This window comes from Pseudomonas oryziphila (assembly GCF_003940825.1).
GTDB lineage: Bacteria > Pseudomonadota > Gammaproteobacteria > Pseudomonadales > Pseudomonadaceae > Aquipseudomonas > Aquipseudomonas sichuanensis.
The window spans coordinates 273,810-294,562 of the sequence record NZ_CP034338.1; the positions used below are offsets into that span (position 1 = coordinate 273,810).

The following is a 20,753-nucleotide window of genomic DNA, read 5'->3' on the forward strand; positions in this document are numbered from 1 at the left end:
GCAGGTGGCGTCTAATCGCTAGCGTCTATGCCGTGATAGACCGCGTCGATTGGTTGCACAGGGGCAGGGGGCGGGATCCTGGCCTAGACTCCTGCTTCCACGGATTCACCCTAAAAGGAGCGCCACATGAGCCTGTTCAGTTTCGTGAAGGAAGCCGGTGAGAAGTTGATCGACCTGCTGACCCCGGGCAATGCCAATGCCGAGGAGCAGTTGAAGAAACACGTCGAAAGCGTTGGCCTGGGCAACCCGAACATCTCGGCCACTGTAGAGGGAGACAAGGTCATCCTCAAGGGCGAGGTGAGCAGCCAGGAAGAGAAGGAGAAGATCATCCTGGCGGCCGGCAACATTGCCGGTGTGGCTGCGGTGGAGGACCAGATCACCGTCACCGGGCCGATTGCCCAGGCGGCGGTGTTCGTCACCGTGGTGAAGGGTGACACGCTCAGTGCCATCGCCTTGAAGGTGTATGGCAATGCCAACCAGTACAACAAGATCTTCGAGGCCAACAAACCGATGCTCAAGCACCCGGACAAGATCTATCCGGGGCAGGTATTGCGTATTCCCAATTAATCATCATCGCCTGATCCGGCCCTTTCGCGGGTAAATCGCAGCGGCGAACCGCCGCTCCCACAGGATTTGCACCGCCCTTGGATGCAGTGCAGTACCTGTGGGAGCGGGTTTACCCGCGAAGAGGCCCTTACAGGCCAACCAGTAACTCCCGGTAATCCTCGACCGCCGCGAACTCCTGGGTATCTCGCGGCTCGGCCCGACTATCCGGCTGACGCACCGCCAGCAGGTGCCCCACCCCAAATTGCCGAGCACTGCGCAGAATCGCCAAGGTGTCATCGATGAACAGGCTGCGCGCCGGTTCAAAACCGATGTCCGCCTGCAACGCGTCCCAGAACTGCGGGCTTTCCTTCGGGTAGCCGTAGTCATGCGAGCTGATCAACCGCTCGAAATACGGCGCCAGCTCCACCCGCTCCAGTTTCAGCGACAGTGAGTCGCGGTGCGCATTGGTGATCATCACCACTCGCTTGCCGGCCTTGCGGATGGCGGCGAGGAAGGTGTCGGCATCCGGCTTCAAGGCGATCAGGTCGGCGATCTCCTGCTTCAGCTCGCGGATCGGCAGGCGCAGCTCGCGGCTCCAGAAGTCCAGGCAGTACCAGTTCAGCGTCCCGGCATGCTGTTCGAACAGCGGCTGCAGCTCCATTTCGGCCATCGCCCGGCTCACCCCGTGCAGCTCGGCGTAGCGCTGGGGCAGGTGCTGCAGCCAGAAGCGGTTGTCGTAGTGCAGGTCGAGCAGGGTGCCGTCCATGTCCAGCAGGACAGTATCGATGGCGGACCAGGGAAGAACGGGCATGGGAAACTCTCGATCAGGTGGCAAGCCACGGTATAGTAACCCGTTCACGCCAAGGAGCCGCCCCATGCGCCAGAAACCCACCGTCCTCAGCCGCGAGATCGTCGCCAGCAGCCGCCTGTTCCGCGTCGAAGCCGTGCAGTTGCGCTTTTCCAACGGCACCGAACGCACCTATGAGCGACTGGTCGGCCGGGGCAATGGTTATGGCGCGGTGATGATCGTGGCCATGCTCGATGCCGAGCACGCAGTGCTGGTCGAGGAATATTGCGGCGGCACCGATGAATACGAACTGTCCCTGCCCAAAGGCCTGATCGAGCCGGGTGAGGACGTGCTGGCCGCCGCTGACCGCGAGCTCAAGGAAGAAGCTGGTTTCGGCGCACGCCAGCTGGAGCACCTGACCGAGCTGTCGTTGTCGCCCGGTTACATGAGCCAGAAGATCCAGGTAGTGCTGGCCACCGACCTGTACGAAGAGCGGCTGGAGGGTGATGAGCCGGAGCCGATGCGGGTCGACAAGGTCAACCTGCGCGAGCTGTCGGCGCTGGCCATGCACCCGCAGTTCAGCGAAGGCCGGGCACTGGCGGCGTTGTACCTGGCGCGTGACCTGCTGATCCAGCGTGGGGTGCTGAGCGCATGAACGATGTTCAACTGATGCAGCACGTGGTGAAGCTCGCCCAGTTGGCCGGCGAGGCCATCCTGCCGTTCTGGCGCGCAGGCGTGGCAGTCACCACCAAGGCCGACGACTCGCCGGTGACCGCTGCCGACCTGGCTGCGCACCGGATCATTGCCGATGGCCTGCAAGCGCTGGCGCCACAGATCCCGGTGCTGTCCGAGGAAGACTGTGATATCCCGCTGCAAACCCGCGCTGCCTGGCAGCGCTGGTGGTTGGTCGACCCGCTGGACGGTACCAAGGAATTCATCGCTGGCAGTGAAGAGTTCACCGTCAACATTGCGCTGATCGAGCAGGGCGAGGTGGTGTTTGGTGTGGTGGCGATGCCGACCAATGGCCGTTGTTACTTCGGCGGTCGCGAGCTGGGGGCCTGGCGTGCCGAGCGCGATGCCGAGGCGCAGGCGATCCAGGTGCGCAATGCGCCGCCACAGGATGGCCGCTTCACCGTGGTCGCCAGCCGCCGGCATTCGAGCCCGGAGCAGGAAGCGCTGCTGGCTGGCCTGACAAGCGCCGTGGGTGAGCTGGAGCTGGCCAATATCGGCAGCTCGTTGAAGTTCTGCCTGCTCGCCGAAGGCGCTGCCGACTGCTATCCGCGGCTGGCACCGACTTCGCAGTGGGACACCGCTGCCGCGCAGGGCGTGCTGGAAGGGGCCGGTGGCGAGGTGATCGGGCTGGATGGTCAGGCGTTTCAATACCCGCCACGGGAATCGTTGCTCAACCCGTTTTTCCTGGCGTTGCCCAAGGCTGCCGATTGGCGGCAGGCGTTGATCGAGCTGGCGGGCGCGATCCGAACTTGAGTAAGCCGGGGCTGCTTTGCAGCCCATCGCGGCACAAGGCCGCTCCTACAGAACGGCACATGATTTTCTGATTTGGCAGGGCCCTGTGGGAGCGGCTTTAGCCGCGAACACCGGCAATGCCGGTGCCATCCACCGCATCGCCTGCTTCGCGGCTAAAGCCGCTCCCACAGGGGTGTGATGCGATTGAACAATGGTTCCTCTACGCAGCCTCCTGCTGGGAAGATCAACGGTGCAGCACGTACTGGCCGCTGAACCTCACCGCAGGCTCGTCACTGCCCTCATTGCTCACCACCGTCTCCAACGTCAACCGCGCCCGCCCGCGGCGCTGGTACATCGTCAGGAACCGCTCCCAGGCTTTCTCGTCCGGCGCCGGGCAACGTGCCACGGCGGTACCGGTCACCGGCAGTGGATAACTGATCTGCCCTTCCTGGATGACGATGTGCCCGTCATCGATGCCCAGCTCACGCAAGCGCAGGTGCAGCCAGCCCCAACCCACCAACACCGCGCCGCAGTACAGGCTGCCGCCGAACATGGTGCTCTTGTGGTTGACGTTGGGGGCCAGCGGCAGCTGCAGGCGCAGGCAGTGGTCCTGCCAGTCGATGACCGCCATGCCCATCTCGCGGGTCAGGGGAATGTCGCTGTGCAGTACGGCTTGCAGGTACTGGCTGTCGGTGCTCATTGACGGTTGTCCTCATGGTCGTCGTGCCCGCCGCTGGCGCCGTCGAAGCTCATGCCATGCTTGCGCAGCTTGTCGTGCAGGGTCTTGCGCGGGATGCCGAGGGCTTCGGCAAGGCTGCGCATGGAGTTGTGTGGCTGGGCCAGTTCGGCGGCGATCAGCGAGCGTTCGAACTGTTCGACCTGCTCGCTCAGATTGCCGCTCGGCACGGGCAGGTGAACGTCGTTGGGGGTGGCTGGCGGCTGCCCGTCGAGGGCCAGTTCAAGGCCCAGGGCGAAGCGTTCGGCGGCGTTTTGCAATTCGCGCACGTTACCCGGCCATTCGTGGCGCAGCAGCATGGCGCGCTGGGCGGGTTGCAGGCTGTGGGGCGCCAGGCCGTGGCGCTCGCTGGCGGCATCGGCGAAATGCTGGAACAGCACCAGGATGTCGTCGCCACGCTCGCGCAGTGCCGGGATGCGCAGCGGCGCGACGTTCAGCCGGTAATACAGGTCGGCACGGAAGCGGCCCTGATCGGCGGCTTGGCGCAGGTCTTCCTTGGTCGCGGCGATGATGCGGATGTCCAGCGGGATCAACTGGTTGCCGCCCAGGCGCTCGACCACCCGCTCCTGCAACAGGCGCAGCAACTTGACCTGTACATCCAGGCTCATGCTCTCGATCTCGTCGAGGAACAGCGTGCCGCCATTGGCGAATTCGAACTTGCCGATGCGGCGCTTCTGCGCGCCGGTGAACGCCCCTGGCTCGTGGCCGAACAGCTCGCTCTCGACCACCGATTCGGCCAGGGCGCCGGCGTTGATCGCCACGAACGGGCCGTCGCGACGGCTCGACAGGTCGTGCAGGGCACGCGCCACCACCTCCTTGCCGGCGCCGGTCTCACCGAGGATGAGCACGTCGGCGCGGGTGCCGGCGAGGGCACCGATCTGCTCGCGCAGGCGCAGCATGGCCGGCGACAGGCCAACCAGGCGCGTGGCCAGTTGCTGGCGGTCGCTCAGGGCCAGGCGCAGGCTACGGTTGTCCAGCACCAGCCGGCGCAGGGCCAGGGCACGGCGCACGCTGTCGAGCAGGGCGTCGGTGGCAAAGGGTTTTTCAAGGAAGTCATAGGCCCCGGCACGCATCGCCTGCACCGCCAGCGGCACATCGCCGTGGCCGGTGATCAGCAGCACCGGCAGTTCGCTGTCACGGGCGTGCAGTTGCTCCAGCAGTTGCAGGCCATCGATGCCGGGCATGCGGATGTCGCTGACCACCACGCCCGGCCAGTCGGCCTCGATGCGCGCGGCCAGGCCCTGGGCATCGGCCAGCGCCACCACCTTGAGCCCGGCCAGGTCGAGGGTCTGGCTCAGCGCCTGGCGCAGGTGCGGGTCGTCATCGACCAGAATCACCTGGGCGTGGCTGTCGATCAGTGTCTCGGTGGTCATGCCGAGGTGTCCTCCGAAGATTGCAGGTTGGCGCCAGGCTTGGCCACGCGCAGTTGCAGGGTCAGCAGGGCGCCGCCTTCCGGGTGGTTGGCCAGCAGCAGCTCACCGCCCAGGGCGCGCATCAGGCTCTCGCAGATGGCCAGCCCCAGCCCCAGGCCCTGGGTGCGGGTCTTGGTGGTGAAGAACGGCTCTTTGGCGTGCTCCAGAGCCTGGCGGCTGAAGCCTGGGCCGTTGTCGCGAATGTACAGGTAGACGCAATCGTCCTGGCGCTCGGCACTTAGCCACAGCTTGCGGGGGTTGGCCTTTTCGGTGAGCGCGTCCAGGGCATTGGCCAGCAGGTTGCCCAGTACCTGGCGCAGGCGGGTTTCGCCGGCCTGCACCCACAGGGTGGCTTCCGGCAGGTCACGCACCAGCTCCACGGCCATGGCCCGGCGGCGCTTGGCCAGCAGCGCCAGGGCGTCGTCCAGCGCCGGCTGCAGGGCCACGCTTTCCGGGGCGTGACGGTCGCGGCGGGCAAAGGCGCGCAGGTGGGCGATGATCGAGGCCATGCGCCCGGTCAGTTCGCCGATCAGCTTGAGGTTGCCGCGCACGTCCTCGGAACGCTGGTGGTCGAGCAGGATCTCGGCGTTTTCGGCGTAGCTGCGGATCGCCGCCAGCGGCTGGTTGAGTTCGTGGCTGATGCTCGCCGACATGGTGCCGAGCACCGACAGCTTGCCGGCCTGCACCAGCTCGTCCTGGGCGCGCACCAGCTCCTGCTGGGCGTTCTCGCGCTCCAGCACGGCGCTTTTCAGCCGGGTGTTGAGGCCTTCGAGGTCGGCGGTGCGCTCCACCACGCGGTTTTCCAGCTCATGGCGGGCGCGGGCTTCGAAGTCGATGCGGTCGATGTAATGGCGGCGGCGCTGCATCACCAGGCCAGCCAGCAGCATGGTCACCAGCAGCGCACCGGCGCCGATGGCCATGACCGTCTGCACCGAGCGGTCGACCAGGGTGCGCGGCGCGAGGATGCTGACCTGCCAGCCGGTTTCCTTGATGTCGCGGGTCTGCGTGAGCCAGGCGTCGTGGTTCAGGCTCAACGGTTGCGGCGCCTGGGTCGGGTACGGCTGGATGGCGATGATCGCCTGGCGCTCGGCCTCGGTCAGTTCACGGGTGGCGCGAAAGCGCCAGTCCGGGCGCGAAGTGAGCACCACCACGCCGTTCTGGTCGGTCAGCAGCAGCTGCTCGGGGGTGCGGCCCCAGAGGGTTTCGGTGTGGTCGAGGTCGACCTTGACCACCAGCACGCCGATCACCCGCTCACGGTCGTGCACGGCGGCGGCGAAGAAGTAGCCGCGCTTGGCCGAGGTCGTGCCCTGGCCGAAGAAGCGCCCCAGGTGGCCGTCCATGGCTTCGATGAAGTACGGCCGGAACGAGAAGTTGCGGCCGACGAAGCTGTCCTGCTTGTCCCAGTTGGAGGCGGCCAGGGTGTTGCCGCTGACATCCATCAGGTACATCACTTCGGCACCGGTCTGCTGGGTGATGTGCTTGAGCAGGCGGTTGGCGTTGGTCACCGCCTCGAGCTTGAACGGGTCGGCCAGCACGCCGCGCAGGGCAGGCAGTTCGCCGAGGATCTGCGGCAGGGTCTCGTAGCGGTGCAGGGTGCCGAGCAGGTTGGCGACGTAGAGGTCGAGGGTCTGGCGGTTCTGCGAGGCCAGTTCTTCCTGGTAATAGCGCTCGGCCAGGTGATGCAGGGGCCACAGCAGTGGGGTCAGGCACAGCGCCAATAGGGCAAGGCTGCGCCAGCGGGGGCGGCGAGGTGGCGTGGGTTTGGGAATCATCGGTTAGGGGCGCCAGAAGAGTCTGGCGCAATTATGCGCTAGTTGAGGCAGTCGATCAGTGCTTGATGCCAGTGCGGCTGCGTAACCTGCCATTCGTGCGCCAGGCGCGAGCAGTCCAGGCGCGAGTTGAGCGGCCTTTGCGCGGGTGTGGGGTATTCGCTCGACGTGATCGGCAGCAGCTCGGCGCAAGGCAGGCGCTGTGCCTTGAGTTGTTCAGCAATGGCCTGGGCAAAGCCAAACCATGACGTTTCGCCCTGCGCGGTCAGGTGATAGGTGCCCCAGGCGCCGCCCTGGCCCTGTTGCCAGCGCTGGATCAGGGCGCGGGTGCTGGCGGCAAGGGTGCCGGCCCAGGTGGGGGCGCCGATCTGGTCATTCACCACCTTCAATTGCGGGCGTTCCTGCAGCAGGCGCTGCATGGTCAGCAGGAAGTTGCGCCCGTGCCGCGAGTAGACCCAGCTGGTGCGCAGGATCAGGTGCTCGCCACCGACTTGCGCAATGGCCTGTTCGCCGGCCAGCTTGCTGCGGCCATAGACACCCAGCGGGTTCGGTGCATCGTCTTCGTCATAGGGCACCGCCTTGCTGCCATCGAAGACATAGTCGGTGGAGTAGTGGATCAGCGGCACGCCCCGGCGCGCGGCCTCTTCGGCGAGCACCCGGGGGGCTTCGGCGTTGATGGCGAAGGCCAGTTGCGGCTCGCTTTCGGCCTGGTCCACCGCGGTGTAGGCCGCGGCGTTGATGACCAGGTCGGGCTTCAGCTCGCGCAGCGGCGCGCGCAACTGCTGCGGGTGGGCAAGGTCGAGCTGCCCGTGGCCCAGCAGGTGCACCTCGCCCAGGCCGGCCAGCGCGCCTTGCAGTGCCTGGGCCACCTGGCCATTGCGACCGCACACGAGCACTTTCATGGCAGCAGGCTCCCTGCCTTGCGCAGTTCGCTGAAGCGTTTGCCCAGCTTGTCCTTGTCGGAAAGCTTTGGCTCTACACCCTGCAACTGCCAGTCGATGTTCAGGTCGGGATCATCCCAACGGATGCAGTGCTCGGCTCTGGGGTTGTAGAAGTCGGTGGTCTTGTACAGGAACTCGGCCGACTCGCTCAGCGCCACGAAGCCATGGGCAAAGCCGGGCGGGATCCACAACTGGCGACGGTTTTCGGCGGACAGGCGCACCGCGACCCACTGGCCACAGGTCTTGGAGCTGCAACGCACGTCCACCGCCACGTCCAGCACTTCGCCGTGGACCACCCGCACCAGCTTGCCCTGGGTGTTCTGTACCTGGTAGTGCAGACCACGCAGCACGTTGTGCTCTGAACGCGAGTGGTTGTCCTGAACGAAGTCGCCCTTGAACCCGGTCAGTTCGGCGAACGCCCGGACGTTGAAACTTTCGAGGAAAAACCCCCGATCGTCACGGAACACCTTGGGTTCGATGATCTTTACGTCGGGTATCGTGGTGGCAATGATGTTCATGCGGACTCTTTGGCCAGTTTGCCCAGGTATTGACCGTATCCGGTCTTTTTCAGTTTTTCGGCTTTGGCCAGCAAGTCTTCACGGCTGATCCAGCCTTGGTTGAAGGCGATCTCTTCCAGGCAGGCCACTTTCAGCCCTTGGCGGTTCTCGATGGTATGCACGTACTGCGAGGCGTCCAGCAGGCTCTCATGGGTGCCGGTATCGAGCCAGGCAAAGCCGCGGCCGAAACGCTCCACGCGCAGGTCGCCGCGTTTGAGGTAGGCATTGGTGATGTCGGTGATTTCCAGCTCACCGCGTGCCGAAGGGCGTACATCCTTGGCGATGCGCACCACATCGTTGTCGTAGAAATACAGGCCGGTCACGGCATAGCTGGACTTGGGCTGCAGTGGTTTTTCCTCGATCGACAGGGCATTGCCCTGCTCATCGAACTCGACCACACCGAAGCGCTCCGGGTCCTTGACCCAGTAGCCGAACACGGTGGCCCCCGACTCATGTTTCACGGCGCGGTGCAGCTGTTCGGTGAAACTCTGCCCGTGGAAGATGTTGTCGCCCAGGATCAGGCATACCGAGTCGTCGCCAATGAACTTTTCGCCGATCAGGAAGGCCTGGGCCAGCCCGTCCGGCGAGGGCTGTTCGGCGTAGCTGATGTTGAGGCCGAACTGCTGGCCGTCGCCGAACAGGTTCTTGTACTGCGGCAGGTCCTGGGGAGTAGAAATCAGCAGGATGTCGCGGATCCCGGCGAGCATCAGCACCGAGACCGGGTAGTAGATCATCGGTTTGTCGTAGATCGGCAGCAGCTGTTTGGAGACACCGAGGGTGATGGGGTGCAGACGGGTGCCGGAGCCACCGGCCAGAACGATACCTTTGGTCATGCGATCAAGTCCTTGATGTTGGAGTTGCCCAGGCGCTCACCTTGATAGCTGCCGTCCTGCACGCGGCGGCACCATTCAAGGTTGTTCAGGTACCACTGCACGGTCTTGCGCAGACCGCTTGCGAAGGTTTCTTCGGGGACCCAGCCCAGCTCGCGTTCGATCTTGCTGGCGTCGATGGCATAGCGCAGGTCGTGGCCGGGGCGGTCCTGCACGTAGGTGATCAGGTCCTGGTAATGCGCTATGCCGACCGGGCGTTGCTCGGGGGCCAGCTCTTCAAGCAGCTTGCACAACTCGTGCACCACATCGATGTTCTTCTGCTCGTTATGCCCGCCGATGTTGTAGGTCTCGCCGACCTGGCCTGCGGTCACCACCTTGAGCAGCGCCCGGGCGTGGTCCTCGACGTACAGCCAGTCGCGCACCTGCTGGCCGTTGCCGTACACCGGCAGCGGTTTGCCGGCCAGGGCGTTGAGGATCATCAGCGGGATCAGTTTTTCCGGGAAGTGGTAGGGCCCGTAGTTGTTCGAGCAATTGGTCAGCAGTACCGGCAGCCCATAAGTGCGCTGCCAGGCGCGGACCAGGTGGTCGGACGCCGCCTTGCTGGCCGAATAGGGCGAGCTGGGCGCGTAGGGGGTGGTTTCGGTGAACAAGTCGTCCACGCCATGCAGGTCGCCATACACCTCATCGGTGGAGATATGGTGGAAGCGGAAGGCTTGGCGCTGCGCCGCTGGCAGGCGAGACCACCAGGCGCGGGTGGCTTCGAGCAGGGCATAGGTGCCGACGATATTGGTCTGGATGAAGGCCGCCGGGCCATCGATGGAGCGGTCCACGTGCGACTCGGCCGCCAGGTGCATGATCGCCTGGGGCCTGAAGCGTTCCAGGACCTCGGCGACCGTTGCCTGGTCGGTGATGTCGGCCTGGACGAACTCGTAGCGGCTGTTGCTGGCGATGGGCTGCAGCGATTCCAGATTGCCCGCGTAGGTCAGCTTGTCGAGGTTGAGTACCTCGTGCTCGGTGTTGCCGATCAGGTGGCGGATCAGGGCCGAGCCAATGAAGCCGGCACCGCCGGTGACGAGAATGCGCATGTGCAATTGCCTTTGCTGAGGGCTTTGGCGAAAAGCCTAGCTGGTTTGTTTGTGGCCGCTCGTCGTAAATCGTGCTGGCGCACGGTGTCCGTCGCCTGGTGCGAGCTGCCTCTTGAATATCGGCAACAGTAGTGGCGATATAAGCGGCAAAAAAACGAGGTCCCCCGCATGCCCCTGAGCACCCTGATCCAGCGTTCGAGCCAGCCCAGCCCTTCACTCGGTGAAGCCCAGGCCCATGCCCTGCTGCGTTCGCATTATGACCTGCGGGGCGAGTTGCAGGCACTGGGTAGCCAGCAGGATGTGAATTTTTGCCTCGACAGCGCCCAGGGGCGCTATGTGCTCAAGGCCTGCCACGGCAGCTATGCCGAAGTCGAATTGCAGGCCCAGCACGCCGCCCTGGCGTATTTGCGCGAGCGTGGCGTGCCGGTGCCGCAGGTGCAGCCGTCGCTTGCCGGGGAGGCGCTGCTGGCGCTGGAGGTCGATGGCCAACCCCTGCGGGTGCGGCTGCTCAGTTATATCGAAGGCCAGCCGCTGACCCGCCTCAAGCACCTGCCGGTGTCGGTGGTGGCTGAGCTGGGCAGGCTGTGCGCGCAGGTCGACCAGGCGCTGGCAGGTTTTGAGCACCCCGGCCTGGACCGCACCTTGCAGTGGGACCCGCGGCATGCCCAGGCACTGGTCGAGCACCTGCTGCCGGTACTCACTGACCCGGAACGCCGCCAGCAGGTTGACCAACTGGCCCGCCAGGCCGCAGACAAGCTGGCGCCGCTGGTCGGGCAACTGCCGACCCAGGCCGTGCACCTGGACATCACCGACGACAACGTGGTCTGGGCGCGTGACGGGCAACGGGAGTGGCAAGTGCAGGGGGTGATCGATTTCGGTGACCTGCTGCGCAGCTGGCGCATCGCCGACCTGTCGGTGACCTGTTCGGCGCTGCTGCATCACGCCGAAGGCGACCCGCTGCGCATCTTGCCGGCGGTGGCCGCCTACCAGGCCGCCAACCCGCTTGAAACGGCCGAATTGCAGGCGCTTTGGCCGCTGGTGCAGCTGCGTGCCGCCGTATTGGTGCTCAGCAGTGAGCAGCAGTTGGCGATCGACCCGCTCAACCAGTACACCCGCGACAACATCGCTCACGAGTGGGAGATCTTCGACACCGCCTGCGCGGTGCCCGCCGCGCTGATGGAAGTGGCCATCCTGCAGGCTGCCGGAAAGCGGCCCGCTAGCGCCGACTTCAGCGGTTGCCTGCCGTTGCTGCCAGCGCTTGCAGGGCAGGCAGTCAACCGGGTCGACCTCGGTGTGCTGAGCCCGCACTGCGAGGCCGGCAACTGGGAACAGCCGGGCTTCGACCAGCGCCTGCTGGCCAGCCAGCCTGCGCCGGCCAGCAGCCTGCACGGCCAGTACCGACTGTCGCAGACCCACATCGACCGCCCCGAGGAGCCCGCCACCTGTGCCTTGGGTGTGGAACTGAACCTGGTGCCCGGCAGCCTGGTGCAGGCACCTGCCGAGGGCGTATGGCAGCGTGCCGGCGACAACCGCGGCTGCCTGCGCACCGCGCACTGGAACCTGTGGCTCAACGGCCTGGAAGAGGCCCCGGCCGACGGCCAGCTGCTTGCCAGGGGCCAGGCGCTGGGCGCCACCTGTGGCTTCCTCAGTGTGCAGTTGTGCCTCGATGGCCAGGCCGTGCCGCCGTTTTTCGCCACGCCCAGTGCCGCCGCTGCCTGGCTGGCCCTGTGCCCTTCGCCTTCGGCGCTGCTGGGCTTTGATTGCGCTGCCGAGCCCCTGGCCGATGCGCAGGCGCTGCTGGCCCGCCGCGATGCCAGCTTCGCCCGCTCGCAGAAGCACTATTACGAGCAGCCGCCGCATATCGAACGCGGCTGGCGCAACTACCTGATCGACATGCAGGGCCGTTCGTACCTGGACATGCTCAACAACGTCGCGGTGCTCGGCCATGGCCACCCGCGCATGGTCGCCGAGTCGGCGCGCCAATGGTCGTTGCTCAATACCAACTCGCGCTTCCACTACGCGGCCATTGCCGAATTCTCCGAGCGCTTGCTGGAAGTGGCGCCGGAAGGCTTCGACCGGGTGTTCCTGGTCAACAGCGGGACCGAGGCCAACGACCTGGCGATCCGCCTGGCCTGGGCCTACAGCGGCGGGCGCGACCTGCTCAGCGTGCTGGAGGCCTACCACGGCTGGTCGGTGGCAACGGATGCGATCTCCACCTCCATCGCCGACAACCCCCAGGCCCTGGAAACCCGCCCGGACTGGGTGCACCCGGTTGAGGCGCCGAACACCTTCCGTGGTCGCTTCCGGGGCGCCGACAGTGCCGCTGACTACCTGCGCGATGTCGACGCCAAGCTCGCCGACCTCGATGCCCGTGGCCGCCAGCTGGCGGGCATGATCTGCGAGCCGGTGTACGGCAACGCCGGCGGCATCTCGCTGCCGGCCGGCTACCTGCGCGAGGCCTACGCCAAGGTGCGCCAGCGGGGCGGGGTATGCATCGCCGACGAGGTGCAGGTGGGCTACGGGCGCCTGGGCGAGTACTTCTGGGGCTTCGAAGAGCAAGGCGTGGTGCCGGACATCATCACCATGGCCAAGGGCATGGGCAACGGCCAGCCGCTGGGGGCAGTGATCACCCGCCGCGAGATCGCCGAGGCGCTGGAGGCCGAGGGTTACTTCTTCTCGTCCGCAGGCGGCAGCCCGGTCAGCTGCCGTATCGGCATGGCGGTGCTGGACGTGATGCGTGACGAAGGGCTGTGGGACAACGCCCGTGACGTGGGGCGGCATTTCAAGGCGCGGTTGCAGGCGCTTGTCGATAAGTATCCGCTGGCGGGTGCCGCCCATGGTTCGGGCTTCTACCTGGGGCTGGAACTGGTGCGCGACCGGCAGACGCTGGAGCCGGCCACGCAGGAGACCATGCTCCTGTGCAACCGCCTGCGCGAGCTGGGGATCTTCATGCAGCCAACCGGCGACTACCTGAACATCCTCAAGATCAAGCCGCCGATGTGCACCACGCGGGCAAGCGTGGACTACTTCGTCGACAGCGTGGAGAGGATCCTCGCCGAAGGGCTTTGAAATCGATTGTTATCGAGTTGAAGGCATGCTTTATGCGAAATTGGTCTTCATTGCACCTTTGAAAGCAGATATTTATCGGCTATAAATGTTCGCCATCAGCCGGTGGGACCACTTTGCGGTCCTTTCGCGACACAAGGCCGCTCCTACACAGGGGACGCGATTCCCTGCAGGGGCGACCTTGTGCCACGAGAGGCGCGCACAGCGCGCCCCACCCTTCCGCCAGTTGCCCCAGAGGTTATCGATGAAAACCCTCAACACGACTCCCCGCGCCGACGGCTTCCACATGCCCGCCGAATGGGCCCCGCAAACCCAGGTGTGGATGGTCTGGCCGGAGCGCCCGGACAACTGGCGCCTGGGCGGCAAGCCGGCACAGGCCGCGCACGTGACCCTGGCCAAGGCCATCGCCCGTTTCGAACCGGTCACCGTGGCGGTTTCCGCTGGCCAGTACGAGAACGCCCGGCGCCAGCTCGACGTGCCCAACATCCGCGTGGTCGAGATCAGCAACGACGACGCCTGGGTGCGTGACACCGGCCCGACCTTCGTGATCAACGACCAGGGTGAAGTGCGTGGCGTGGACTGGGGCTTCAACGCCTGGGGTGGCTTCGATGGTGGCCTGTACGCACCGTGGAACCGCGACGAGGAACTGGCGGCCAAGGTGATGGAAATGGAGCGCGTGCAGCGTTACCACACCGAAGGCTTCGTGCTTGAGGGTGGCTCGATCCATGTCGATGGCGAAGGCACCCTGATCACCACCGAAGAGTGCCTGCTCAACCGCAACCGCAACCCTCACCTGACCCGCGAGCAGATCGAAGACATCCTGCGCGAGCACCTGGCGGTGGAAACCATCGTCTGGCTGCCGGACGGCCTGTACAACGACGAAACCGACGGCCACGTCGACAACTTCTGCTGTTACGTCAGCCCAGGCGAAGTGTTACTGGCCTGGACCGATGATTCCAACGACCCCAACTACGCACGCTGCCATGCGGCCTACGATGTGCTGAAAAACAGCCGCGACGCCAAAGGCCGCGAGTTTGTGGTGCACAAGATGCCGATCCCTGGCCCGCTGTTCGCCACCGAAGCCGAATGCGCCGGTGTCGACCAGGTGGCCGGCAGCCAGGAGCGTGACCCGTCGGTGCGCCTGGCCGGTTCCTACGTGAACTTCCTGATCGTCAACGGCGGCATCATCGCGCCGAGCTTCGACGACCCCGCCGATGCGCAGGCCAGAGCGATCCTGGCCAAGGTCTTCCCGGATCACGAAGTGGTGATGATCCCCGGCCGCGAGCTGCTGCTCGGCGGCGGCAACATCCACTGCCTGACCCAGCAACAGCCGGCGCCGTTCAAGCGCTGATTCAAGCTGAATGAAAAAAGCCCGTCTGATGACGGGCTTTTTTTTTGTGGCGACGTTCGGTGGCGGCGAATGGCACAGCTCTTGTATTAGTTTTTCATTGTGTTTCAGAGAGATAGGCCCACGCCGTTCTGTAACAAACCTTAAGTAAGTTGGCCGCTCACGGGCCCAGGGAGTGCGTGTTGAAATGAATGCAGCAAGTGAGTCGGCTATGCCCCCATCGGCAGTGAATCACCAAACGCTTGAAATACTGGCGCAGTGGTTGCGGGACCATGGATGCATCCGGGTCAGGAAGACCGACCCACGACGTCTGCTGAACGGGCGTTATCCGCAGGGCTTGATCAGCGATGCGGAGCTCGAAGCGCTGCTGGCTGTATGGCACTGACCGGGTATCGACCCGTCGCAACGAAAAACGCCACCGCTCATGCGGTGGCGTTTTCGTTTGTGGCACAGGCCTGGCCGGTTTGGCCGCAATGCCCATGTGGCACTTGTACTGGCCTCATCGCCGGCAAGCCGGCTCCCACATAGCAAGCGCATAGTTTGGGTTTATGCGGTCAAGGTGGGAGCTGGCTTGCCAGCGATGGCGTCAGAAGCTGTAGCTGCCGGTCACCACCAGGCTACGCGGATCGCCATACTGGATCTGCGCCGCGCTGGTGGCCGAATCGTAGTAGGTCTTGTCGGTGATGTTCTTCAGTGCCGCACGCACGTCCCAGTCATGGGTGCGATAGCCGGCCAGGGCATCCCAACGGCCATAACCCGGCAAGATCACTGTGTTCTGGTTGTCGGCATAGCGGTCACCCACCAGCGTCATGCCGGTTTCGGCATACCAGCCCAGCTCCGGCTTCCAGGTCACGAACAGGCTGGCGTTGCGCCGGGCCACGTCGTTGATGCGGTTACCTTCCTGGCCATTGTTGTCCTCGACGATCTTCGCGTCCTGCAGGCCGATGCCGCCGCGTACATACCAGTTGCCGACCACATTGCCGGTGGCGGTCAGCTCGATGCCGCGCGAGCGCTGCAGGCCAGACATCAGGGTGATGTTCGGGTCGAGCGGGTCGCGGGTGCGGCGGTTGTATAGCTCCAGTTCGTAGAGCGCCAGGGTGGTGGTCAGGCGCTCGTCGAACCAGTCGCTCTTGACCCCGATTTCTTTCTGCCGGGTCAGCTCCGGCTCGGTCTCGTTGGTGTTGCCGGCCGCGCCAGGGGTGATGCCGATCAGGCCGCCACCGACGGGGGAGTAGGTCTTGCTCCAGGAGGCGTAGAAGGAGTGGTCGCGCCATGGCGTGTAGACCACGCCCAGGCGCGGGCTGAAGCTGTTGTCGTTCTGCTTCTCGGAGAGGTTGCGCAGTTTGTTGGTGGTTTCCACCTCGAACTGGTCGAAGCGCACCCCGGCAAGGATCTGCCACTGGTCGTTCAGGCGGATCTGGTCCTGCAGGTAGATGCCACGGCTCTCGACCACCGTGTGGTTGTTGCTCGACACCGCCATACGGCCATTGTGCTGCAGGTTGCGGTTGGGGCTGTCGAGGTTCAGGGCCGGCACCGGGCGCGCGCCAGGGCCCGAAGTGGCGGCGTTGTACAGCGTCGGGTCGCGGCGCTGGCTGCCGAATTCCAGGCCCAGCAGCAGTTTATGCTCCAGGCCCCAGGTGCTGACATCGCCCTCGGCCTCGAGGTTGTTGAACAGGTTGCGGGTGTTCAGGTCCTGCTGCCAGCGCTGGCGGGTGACCAGGTTGGTGCGCGGGTTGTAGGCGGTCTGGTAGGTGTTGTCGAACTCACTGTCGAGCTTGAACAGGCCCAGGGTATGACGCAGTTGCCAGTTGTCGCTGAGCTGGTAGTTCAGCCGCGAGCGCAGCGACTGGGCGCGGTCGTCGATGTAGTCGCGCTGGGTATCGCCATAGGTGGCGCTGCGGCTGACGTCCGCCGGGCGCCCGGTCAACGGGTTGCCGGGGATGCCGCGGTCCGGCGTGCGGTTGTAGCGGCTGTACTCGTACTGCACCAGCCAGTTCAGGTCGGGGTTCAGCTGCCAGCTCATGGACGGGGCGAACAGCTGGCGGTTGCCATCGACGCCGTGGCGGAAGCTGTTGCTGTCTTCATTGCCCATGTTCAGGCGCAGGCTGATGGTGTCGCTGGGGTCGGCGCTGAGGTCGGCGTACAGGCTGCGCAGGTCCTGGCTGCCACCCTGGGCTTCGATGGTCGAGCGGCGGCCATGTTCCGGCGCCTTGCTCACCCGGTTGACGATGCCACCCTGGCTGCCTCGGCCATACAGCACTGCGGCCGGGCCCTTGAGCACTTCGACCCGCTCGATGTTGTGCAGGTCGCGGGTGTACTGACTGTCGTCGCGGATACCGTCCAGGTAGAAGTCGTTGCTGGCCTCGAAGCCGCGGATGCGTACGCTGTCGAAACGCGTGTCGGCGCCGCTGCTGACGTTGGGGATACCTTCCAGCGCTTCGCCCAGGGTGCTGCTGCCATAGTCCAGCACATTGCTGGTCTTCACCGTGTCGATGGCCTGGGGCACGTAGCGCACCGGTGTCGAGGTGCGGGTCGCAGTGCTCACTTCGCGTACCCGTGGGTTGTCCTCCTCGCGCTCGCTGTCGGCGGTGACTGCGGTTTCCGGCAGGGTGGTGGTGGCGGCGCTGGCCAGGCCTGCGCTGAACAACAGCGACAAGCCCAGGGTCAGGGGTGAAAGGCGGCAAGGGGCGGGCATTGCAGGCATCCATCTACGCAAGTGAGAAATTGGGCGCGAATGGTAATGCTTGCTATTTGCTGTTGCTCGCCTATTCGTAAAGAGTTGTCTTTACGTTTGTATCACTTTGTAACTAGTCCTTTCTGGGCGATTCGACCGCGTGTGCGCGTTGCCCACTTAGATGACCGTTGTGCGAGATTTTTCGGAAAAACCTGAAAGAGACAAATTTGCGCAGAAGCTGGGCATTAGTGCGTGGAAATGCACTGTTCCAGACCTTTTTTTTGGTTATATCAACCTGCAATTCACGATTTTTTGACATGTATAAGCAGGCACGGCTAGGATTCGGCCTCTACGCCTGCTGGCCATGACTTGGCCATGCGGCTGTAAGGCCCGTTGCAGACCATCAGCGGGGCCTTGCGGCCTGGATCCGCATAGCGTCGAACCTACGAAGGGGCGTTGGTTCCTGGCGTTCTCATGCAGAGCGTTTTTGATTAAGCAATAAGGAAAATAAAATGTTGAAAACCAGGATCAGCCTGGTCGCCCTGGCGATGATCGCCGCGACCCAGGCCCAGGCCAACGAGCAGGCCGACAGCAAAGGTTTCATCGAGGACAGCCACGCCAACGTCCTTCTGCGCAACGCTTACATCAACCGTGACAAGAAGCACGGCACCGATGACCAGATCGAATGGGGCCAGGCCTTCATCGGTAACTTCTCTTCGGGCTTCACCCAAGGCACCGTCGGTGTCGGCGTTGATGCCTTCGGCCTGTACGCCGTGCGTCTGGACGGCGGCAAAGGCCACAACGGTGGTGGTGGCGTCGACTTCTTCAAGCCGCACAACACCAAGAACGCCGACGGCAACGCCAGCAGCCCACACGACCTGGCCCGTGCCGGCGCAGCCGTGAAATTCCGCATCTCCAACACTGTGCTCAAGTACGGTGACCAGATGCCGGCCCTGCCGGTGCTGAACTACGACGACGGCCGTCTGCTGCCTGAAAGCTTCACCGGCACCATGATCACCTCCAAGGAGATCAAGGGCCTGGAGCTGAACGCCGGCCACTTCACCCAGGAAGCCCGCAAGAGCGCCGAAGGGCGTGACAGCGGCGGCCTGAAGTCGATCGACGTGCTGGGTGGTAGCTACAAGTTCACCGACAACTTCACCGCTTCGCTGTACACCGCAGACAACGAAGATGTGATGAAGAAGCACTACCTGGGCTTGAACTACGTCTTCCCGATCGCCAATGACCAGTCCCTGACCCTGGACTTCAACGGCTACAAGACCAGCATCGACAAGCAATTCGTGCGTTCGGCCGAGCTCAATGGTGACTCCAACACCATCTGGAGCCTGGCGGCCACCTACGCCTTCGGCCCGCACTCGATCACCCTGGCGCACCAGCGCAGCACCGGCAGCACCGGCTACAACTACAGCGGCTACCAGAGCGCAGGTGGTACCAGTGACGGTGGTTCGACCATCTACCTGGCCAACTCCTACTGGTCCGACTTCAACGCCGAAGACGAGCGCTCCTGGCAGCTGGGCTACGGCCTGGACTTCGGCGCCTTCGGCGTGCCGGGCCTGACCTACAAGGTCGCCTACGTAGTGGGTGACAACATCAACACCCGCAACCTGAAGAACCCGGAAGGCTTCGGCGAAGGCAAGGAGCGCGAGATCTTCAACCAGCTGCGCTACGTCGTTCAGGAAGGCCCGGCCAAAGACCTGTCGATCAAGCTGCGTAGCTCGTTCCTGCGCACCAACAACGCGGTCCAGCAGAACGGCTACAACGACGACGGCAACGAAGTTCGTGTATTCGTCGAGTACCCGATCAGCATCTTCTGATCCTGATCTGGCGTCATCAGCAGCCCCGGCCTATGCCGGGGCTGTTTCTTTGTGGCGTGCCACGTTCGCCCCAGGCACCCCTTCGACTTCCCCCATCTGCGGCGCAAAGCTGTCACCCCGCGCCATCCGCCACATCCGTGCATAGAAGGCATTTTCGATCGAGCCGCTGAGCAATTCACCCGGTTTGAGGAACGCGTGCAGCTGCGAAAACAGGCTGATCTCACTGGGGCTGATACGCCGTGCCAGGTGCTTGGGCTTGAGCTCGGACGGGTGGTCCAGCCCTGCAGCGGCGAGCATTTCGGCCAGGGCATGCAGGGTGTTGCGGTGAAAACTCGCAACCCGCTCGGCTTTCTCCGGTACCACCAGCGCCCGCTGGCGCAGCGGGTCCTGGGTGGCCACGCCGGTGGGGCACTTGTTGGTGTGGCAGCTTTGCGACTGGATACAGCCGATGGCGAACATGAAGCCGCGTGCCGAGTTGACCCAGTCGGCGCCGATGGCCAGCACGCTGGCGATGTCGAACGCGCTGACGATCTTGCCCGCCGCGCCGATGCGCACGCGTTCGCGCAGGTTCAGGCCCACCAGGGTGTTGTGCACGAACATCAGGCCGTCACGCAACGGCATGCCCATGTTGTCGGAGAACTCCCGGGGCGCAGCGCCGGTGCCGCCTTCCTTGCCATCGACGACGATGAAGTCCGGAGTGATGCCGGTGGCGAGCATGGCCTTGGCAATGCCCATGAATTCCCACGGGTGGCCCAGGCAGAACTTGAAGCCTACCGGTTTGCCGCCTGACAGCTCGCGCAGCCTGGCGACGAACTGCAGCAGCTCCAGCGGGGTGCGGAAGGCGCTGTGGGCGGCTGGCGAGATGCACTCCTGGCCCTCGCGCACCCCCCGGGTGGCGGCGATCTCGGCGCTGACCTTGTGCCCCGGCAGGATGCCGCCATGGCCCGGCTTGGCGCCCTGGCTGAGCTTGATCTCGATCATCTTCACCTGGCCATCGCGAGCCTGTTCGGCGAAGCGCTCGGGGTCGAAGCGGCCGTCCTCGGTGCGGCAGCCGAAATAGCCGCTGCCGATTTCCCAGATCAGATCGCCGCCGTGCTCGCGGTGATAAGGGCTGATGCTGCCTTCGCCGGTGTCATGGGCAAAGCGCCCCAGGCGCGCCCCTTTGTTCAGCGCGGCGATGGCATTGGCGCTGAGCGCGCCGAAGCTCATGGCCGAGATATTGAAGATCGACGCCGAATACGGCTGGGTGCACTGCGGCCCGCCGATGCGAATGCGAAATGACGCAGGATCGGCCTGTGGCACGGGCAGCATCGAATGGCTGATGAACTCGAAGCCCGGCTTGTACACATCATTGAGGGTGCCGAAGGCCTTCTCGGCGCTCTCGTTCTTGGCCCGGGCATAGACCAGCGAACGTTGCGCGCGGGAGAACGGCAGCTTGTCATCGTCGCCCTCGATCAGGTACTGGCGAATCTCTGGCCGGATGGTTTCGATCAGGTAGCGGAGGTTGCCCAGTATCGGGTAGTTGCGCCGCACCGCGTGGTGGCTCTGGCGCAGATCATTGAGGCCGACCAGGCTGAGCAGCGCGGTCACCAGGGTGAATGGCCACAGCCAGCTGTGCTGGATCAGGAAGGGGATGCTGGCAAGGGTGAAGACCAGGCACAGGGCCAGGCAGGCATAACGGCTGGGGAGTGAATCGTTCATGGGTC

Annotated in this window: 17 protein-coding genes; 7 read left to right on the top strand and 10 right to left on the bottom strand. The window is 64.5% G+C overall.

Going from position 1 to position 20,753, the window contains the following annotated elements; translation table 11 throughout:
- Positions 1–126 precede the first annotated feature (126 nt).
- A complete protein-coding gene (lysM, locus tag EJA05_RS01375) occupies positions 127–567 on the top strand; it encodes a peptidoglycan-binding protein LysM (protein WP_125857115.1) in 441 nt (146 codons plus the stop codon).
- 127 nt (positions 568–694) lie between these two features.
- Here the strand turns inward: lysM and yrfG are convergent, their stop codons facing one another.
- Entirely contained in the window at positions 695–1,357 is a 663-nt protein-coding gene (yrfG, locus tag EJA05_RS01380; protein ID WP_125857116.1) for a GMP/IMP nucleotidase, read from the bottom strand.
- Between the two features lie 64 nt (positions 1,358–1,421).
- On the opposite strand from yrfG, the gene nudE reads away from it, so the two are divergent.
- Positions 1,422–1,988 (top strand): ADP compounds hydrolase NudE, encoded by a 567-nt coding sequence (nudE, locus tag EJA05_RS01385; RefSeq protein ID WP_110992208.1) that lies wholly within the window; start codon positions 1,422–1,424, stop codon positions 1,986–1,988.
- A complete protein-coding gene (gene cysQ, locus EJA05_RS01390; RefSeq protein WP_125857117.1) occupies positions 1,985–2,818 on the top strand; it encodes a 3'(2'),5'-bisphosphate nucleotidase CysQ in 834 nt (277 codons plus the stop codon). Before nudE ends, cysQ begins: the two co-directional genes overlap by 4 nt.
- Positions 2,819–3,041: 223 nt before the next feature.
- On the opposite strand, the gene EJA05_RS01395 is transcribed toward cysQ, so the two are convergent.
- Genes EJA05_RS01395 through rfbB form a run of 7 tightly spaced genes read right to left on the bottom strand, consistent with a single transcriptional unit; the run spans position 3,042 to position 10,127 of the window.
- Positions 3,042–3,497, bottom strand: coding sequence for a thioesterase domain-containing protein (locus tag EJA05_RS01395; RefSeq protein WP_125857118.1), 456 nt, complete (start codon positions 3,495–3,497; stop codon positions 3,042–3,044).
- The gene (locus EJA05_RS01400) at positions 3,494–4,906 is read right to left on the bottom strand and encodes a sigma-54-dependent transcriptional regulator (RefSeq protein ID WP_125462228.1); all 1,413 of its coding nucleotides are present in this window, start codon (positions 4,904–4,906) and stop codon (positions 3,494–3,496) included. The genes EJA05_RS01395 and EJA05_RS01400 overlap by 4 nt, the downstream gene beginning before the upstream one ends.
- On the bottom strand, positions 4,903–6,717 hold the full coding sequence (locus EJA05_RS01405; protein ID WP_125462229.1) for a sensor histidine kinase: 1,815 nt from the start codon (positions 6,715–6,717) through the stop codon (positions 4,903–4,905). Before EJA05_RS01405 ends, EJA05_RS01400 begins: the two co-directional genes overlap by 4 nt.
- A 38-nt stretch (positions 6,718–6,755) precedes the next feature.
- Complete coding sequence (gene rfbD, locus EJA05_RS01410; RefSeq protein WP_125857119.1) at positions 6,756–7,616, bottom strand: dTDP-4-dehydrorhamnose reductase; 861 nt, start codon at positions 7,614–7,616, stop codon at positions 6,756–6,758.
- A complete protein-coding gene (gene rfbC / locus EJA05_RS01415) occupies positions 7,613–8,173 on the bottom strand; it encodes a dTDP-4-dehydrorhamnose 3,5-epimerase (RefSeq protein WP_125857120.1) in 561 nt (186 codons plus the stop codon). Before rfbC ends, rfbD begins: the two co-directional genes overlap by 4 nt.
- Positions 8,170–9,045: a glucose-1-phosphate thymidylyltransferase RfbA gene (gene rfbA / locus EJA05_RS01420; RefSeq protein WP_125857121.1), complete on the bottom strand. Its 876-nt coding sequence runs from the start codon at positions 9,043–9,045 to the stop codon at positions 8,170–8,172. Before rfbA ends, rfbC begins: the two co-directional genes overlap by 4 nt.
- A complete protein-coding gene (gene rfbB / locus EJA05_RS01425) occupies positions 9,042–10,127 on the bottom strand; it encodes a dTDP-glucose 4,6-dehydratase (RefSeq protein WP_125857122.1) in 1,086 nt (361 codons plus the stop codon). The genes rfbA and rfbB overlap by 4 nt, the downstream gene beginning before the upstream one ends.
- 168 nt (positions 10,128–10,295) lie before the next feature.
- Here rfbB and EJA05_RS01430 point away from each other — a divergent pair, with 168 nt between their 5' ends.
- The 3 genes from EJA05_RS01430 (at position 10,296) to EJA05_RS28320 (ending at position 14,926) form a co-directional block, all read left to right on the top strand.
- Positions 10,296–13,196, top strand: coding sequence for an aminotransferase (locus tag EJA05_RS01430; protein WP_125857123.1), 2,901 nt, complete (start codon positions 10,296–10,298; stop codon positions 13,194–13,196).
- A 241-nt stretch (positions 13,197–13,437) separates the two neighbouring features.
- Entirely contained in the window at positions 13,438–14,544 is a 1,107-nt protein-coding gene (gene aguA / locus EJA05_RS01435) for an agmatine deiminase (protein ID WP_125857124.1), read from the top strand.
- A 184-nt stretch (positions 14,545–14,728) separates the two neighbouring features.
- The gene (locus EJA05_RS28320) at positions 14,729–14,926 is read left to right on the top strand and encodes a hypothetical protein (RefSeq protein WP_110992219.1); all 198 of its coding nucleotides are present in this window, start codon (positions 14,729–14,731) and stop codon (positions 14,924–14,926) included.
- A 201-nt stretch (positions 14,927–15,127) separates the two neighbouring features.
- On the opposite strand, the gene EJA05_RS01445 is transcribed toward EJA05_RS28320, so the two are convergent.
- The gene (locus EJA05_RS01445) at positions 15,128–17,236 is read right to left on the bottom strand and encodes a TonB-dependent receptor (protein ID WP_125857125.1); all 2,109 of its coding nucleotides are present in this window, start codon (positions 17,234–17,236) and stop codon (positions 15,128–15,130) included.
- 491 nt (positions 17,237–17,727) lie between these two features.
- Between EJA05_RS01445 and EJA05_RS01450 the strand changes: the two genes are divergently transcribed.
- Complete coding sequence (locus EJA05_RS01450; protein ID WP_125462237.1) at positions 17,728–19,047, top strand: OprD family porin; 1,320 nt, start codon at positions 17,728–17,730, stop codon at positions 19,045–19,047.
- A 30-nt stretch (positions 19,048–19,077) separates the two neighbouring features.
- Here EJA05_RS01450 and EJA05_RS01455 read toward each other — a convergent pair whose 3' ends face one another.
- Positions 19,078–20,748, bottom strand: a complete 1,671-nt coding sequence (locus EJA05_RS01455; RefSeq protein ID WP_125857126.1) for an FMN-binding glutamate synthase family protein — start codon at positions 20,746–20,748, stop codon at positions 19,078–19,080.
- Positions 20,749–20,753 lie beyond the last annotated feature (5 nt).

What these genes read in the sequence shown, in the direction of transcription:
- lysM (WP_125857115.1), top strand. Translation starts at nt 127, where the DNA reads ATGAGCCTGTTCAGTTTCGTGAAGGAAGCCGGTGAGAAGTTGATCGAC.
- yrfG (WP_125857116.1), bottom strand. Translation starts at nt 1,357, where the DNA reads ATGCCCGTTCTTCCCTGGTCCGCCATCGATACTGTCCTGCTGGACATG.
- nudE (WP_110992208.1), top strand. Translation starts at nt 1,422, where the DNA reads ATGCGCCAGAAACCCACCGTCCTCAGCCGCGAGATCGTCGCCAGCAGC.
- cysQ (WP_125857117.1), top strand. Translation starts at nt 1,985, where the DNA reads ATGAACGATGTTCAACTGATGCAGCACGTGGTGAAGCTCGCCCAGTTG.
- EJA05_RS01395 (WP_125857118.1), bottom strand. Translation starts at nt 3,497, where the DNA reads ATGAGCACCGACAGCCAGTACCTGCAAGCCGTACTGCACAGCGACATT.
- EJA05_RS01400 (WP_125462228.1), bottom strand. Translation starts at nt 4,906, where the DNA reads ATGACCACCGAGACACTGATCGACAGCCACGCCCAGGTGATTCTGGTC.
- EJA05_RS01405 (WP_125462229.1), bottom strand. Translation starts at nt 6,717, where the DNA reads ATGATTCCCAAACCCACGCCACCTCGCCGCCCCCGCTGGCGCAGCCTT.
- rfbD (WP_125857119.1), bottom strand. Translation starts at nt 7,616, where the DNA reads ATGAAAGTGCTCGTGTGCGGTCGCAATGGCCAGGTGGCCCAGGCACTG.
- rfbC (WP_125857120.1), bottom strand. Translation starts at nt 8,173, where the DNA reads ATGAACATCATTGCCACCACGATACCCGACGTAAAGATCATCGAACCC.
- rfbA (WP_125857121.1), bottom strand. Translation starts at nt 9,045, where the DNA reads ATGACCAAAGGTATCGTTCTGGCCGGTGGCTCCGGCACCCGTCTGCAC.
- rfbB (WP_125857122.1), bottom strand. Translation starts at nt 10,127, where the DNA reads ATGCGCATTCTCGTCACCGGCGGTGCCGGCTTCATTGGCTCGGCCCTG.
- EJA05_RS01430 (WP_125857123.1), top strand. Translation starts at nt 10,296, where the DNA reads ATGCCCCTGAGCACCCTGATCCAGCGTTCGAGCCAGCCCAGCCCTTCA.
- aguA (WP_125857124.1), top strand. Translation starts at nt 13,438, where the DNA reads ATGAAAACCCTCAACACGACTCCCCGCGCCGACGGCTTCCACATGCCC.
- EJA05_RS28320 (WP_110992219.1), top strand. Translation starts at nt 14,729, where the DNA reads ATGAATGCAGCAAGTGAGTCGGCTATGCCCCCATCGGCAGTGAATCAC.
- EJA05_RS01445 (WP_125857125.1), bottom strand. Translation starts at nt 17,236, where the DNA reads ATGCCCGCCCCTTGCCGCCTTTCACCCCTGACCCTGGGCTTGTCGCTG.
- EJA05_RS01450 (WP_125462237.1), top strand. Translation starts at nt 17,728, where the DNA reads ATGTTGAAAACCAGGATCAGCCTGGTCGCCCTGGCGATGATCGCCGCG.
- EJA05_RS01455 (WP_125857126.1), bottom strand. Translation starts at nt 20,748, where the DNA reads ATGAACGATTCACTCCCCAGCCGTTATGCCTGCCTGGCCCTGTGCCTG.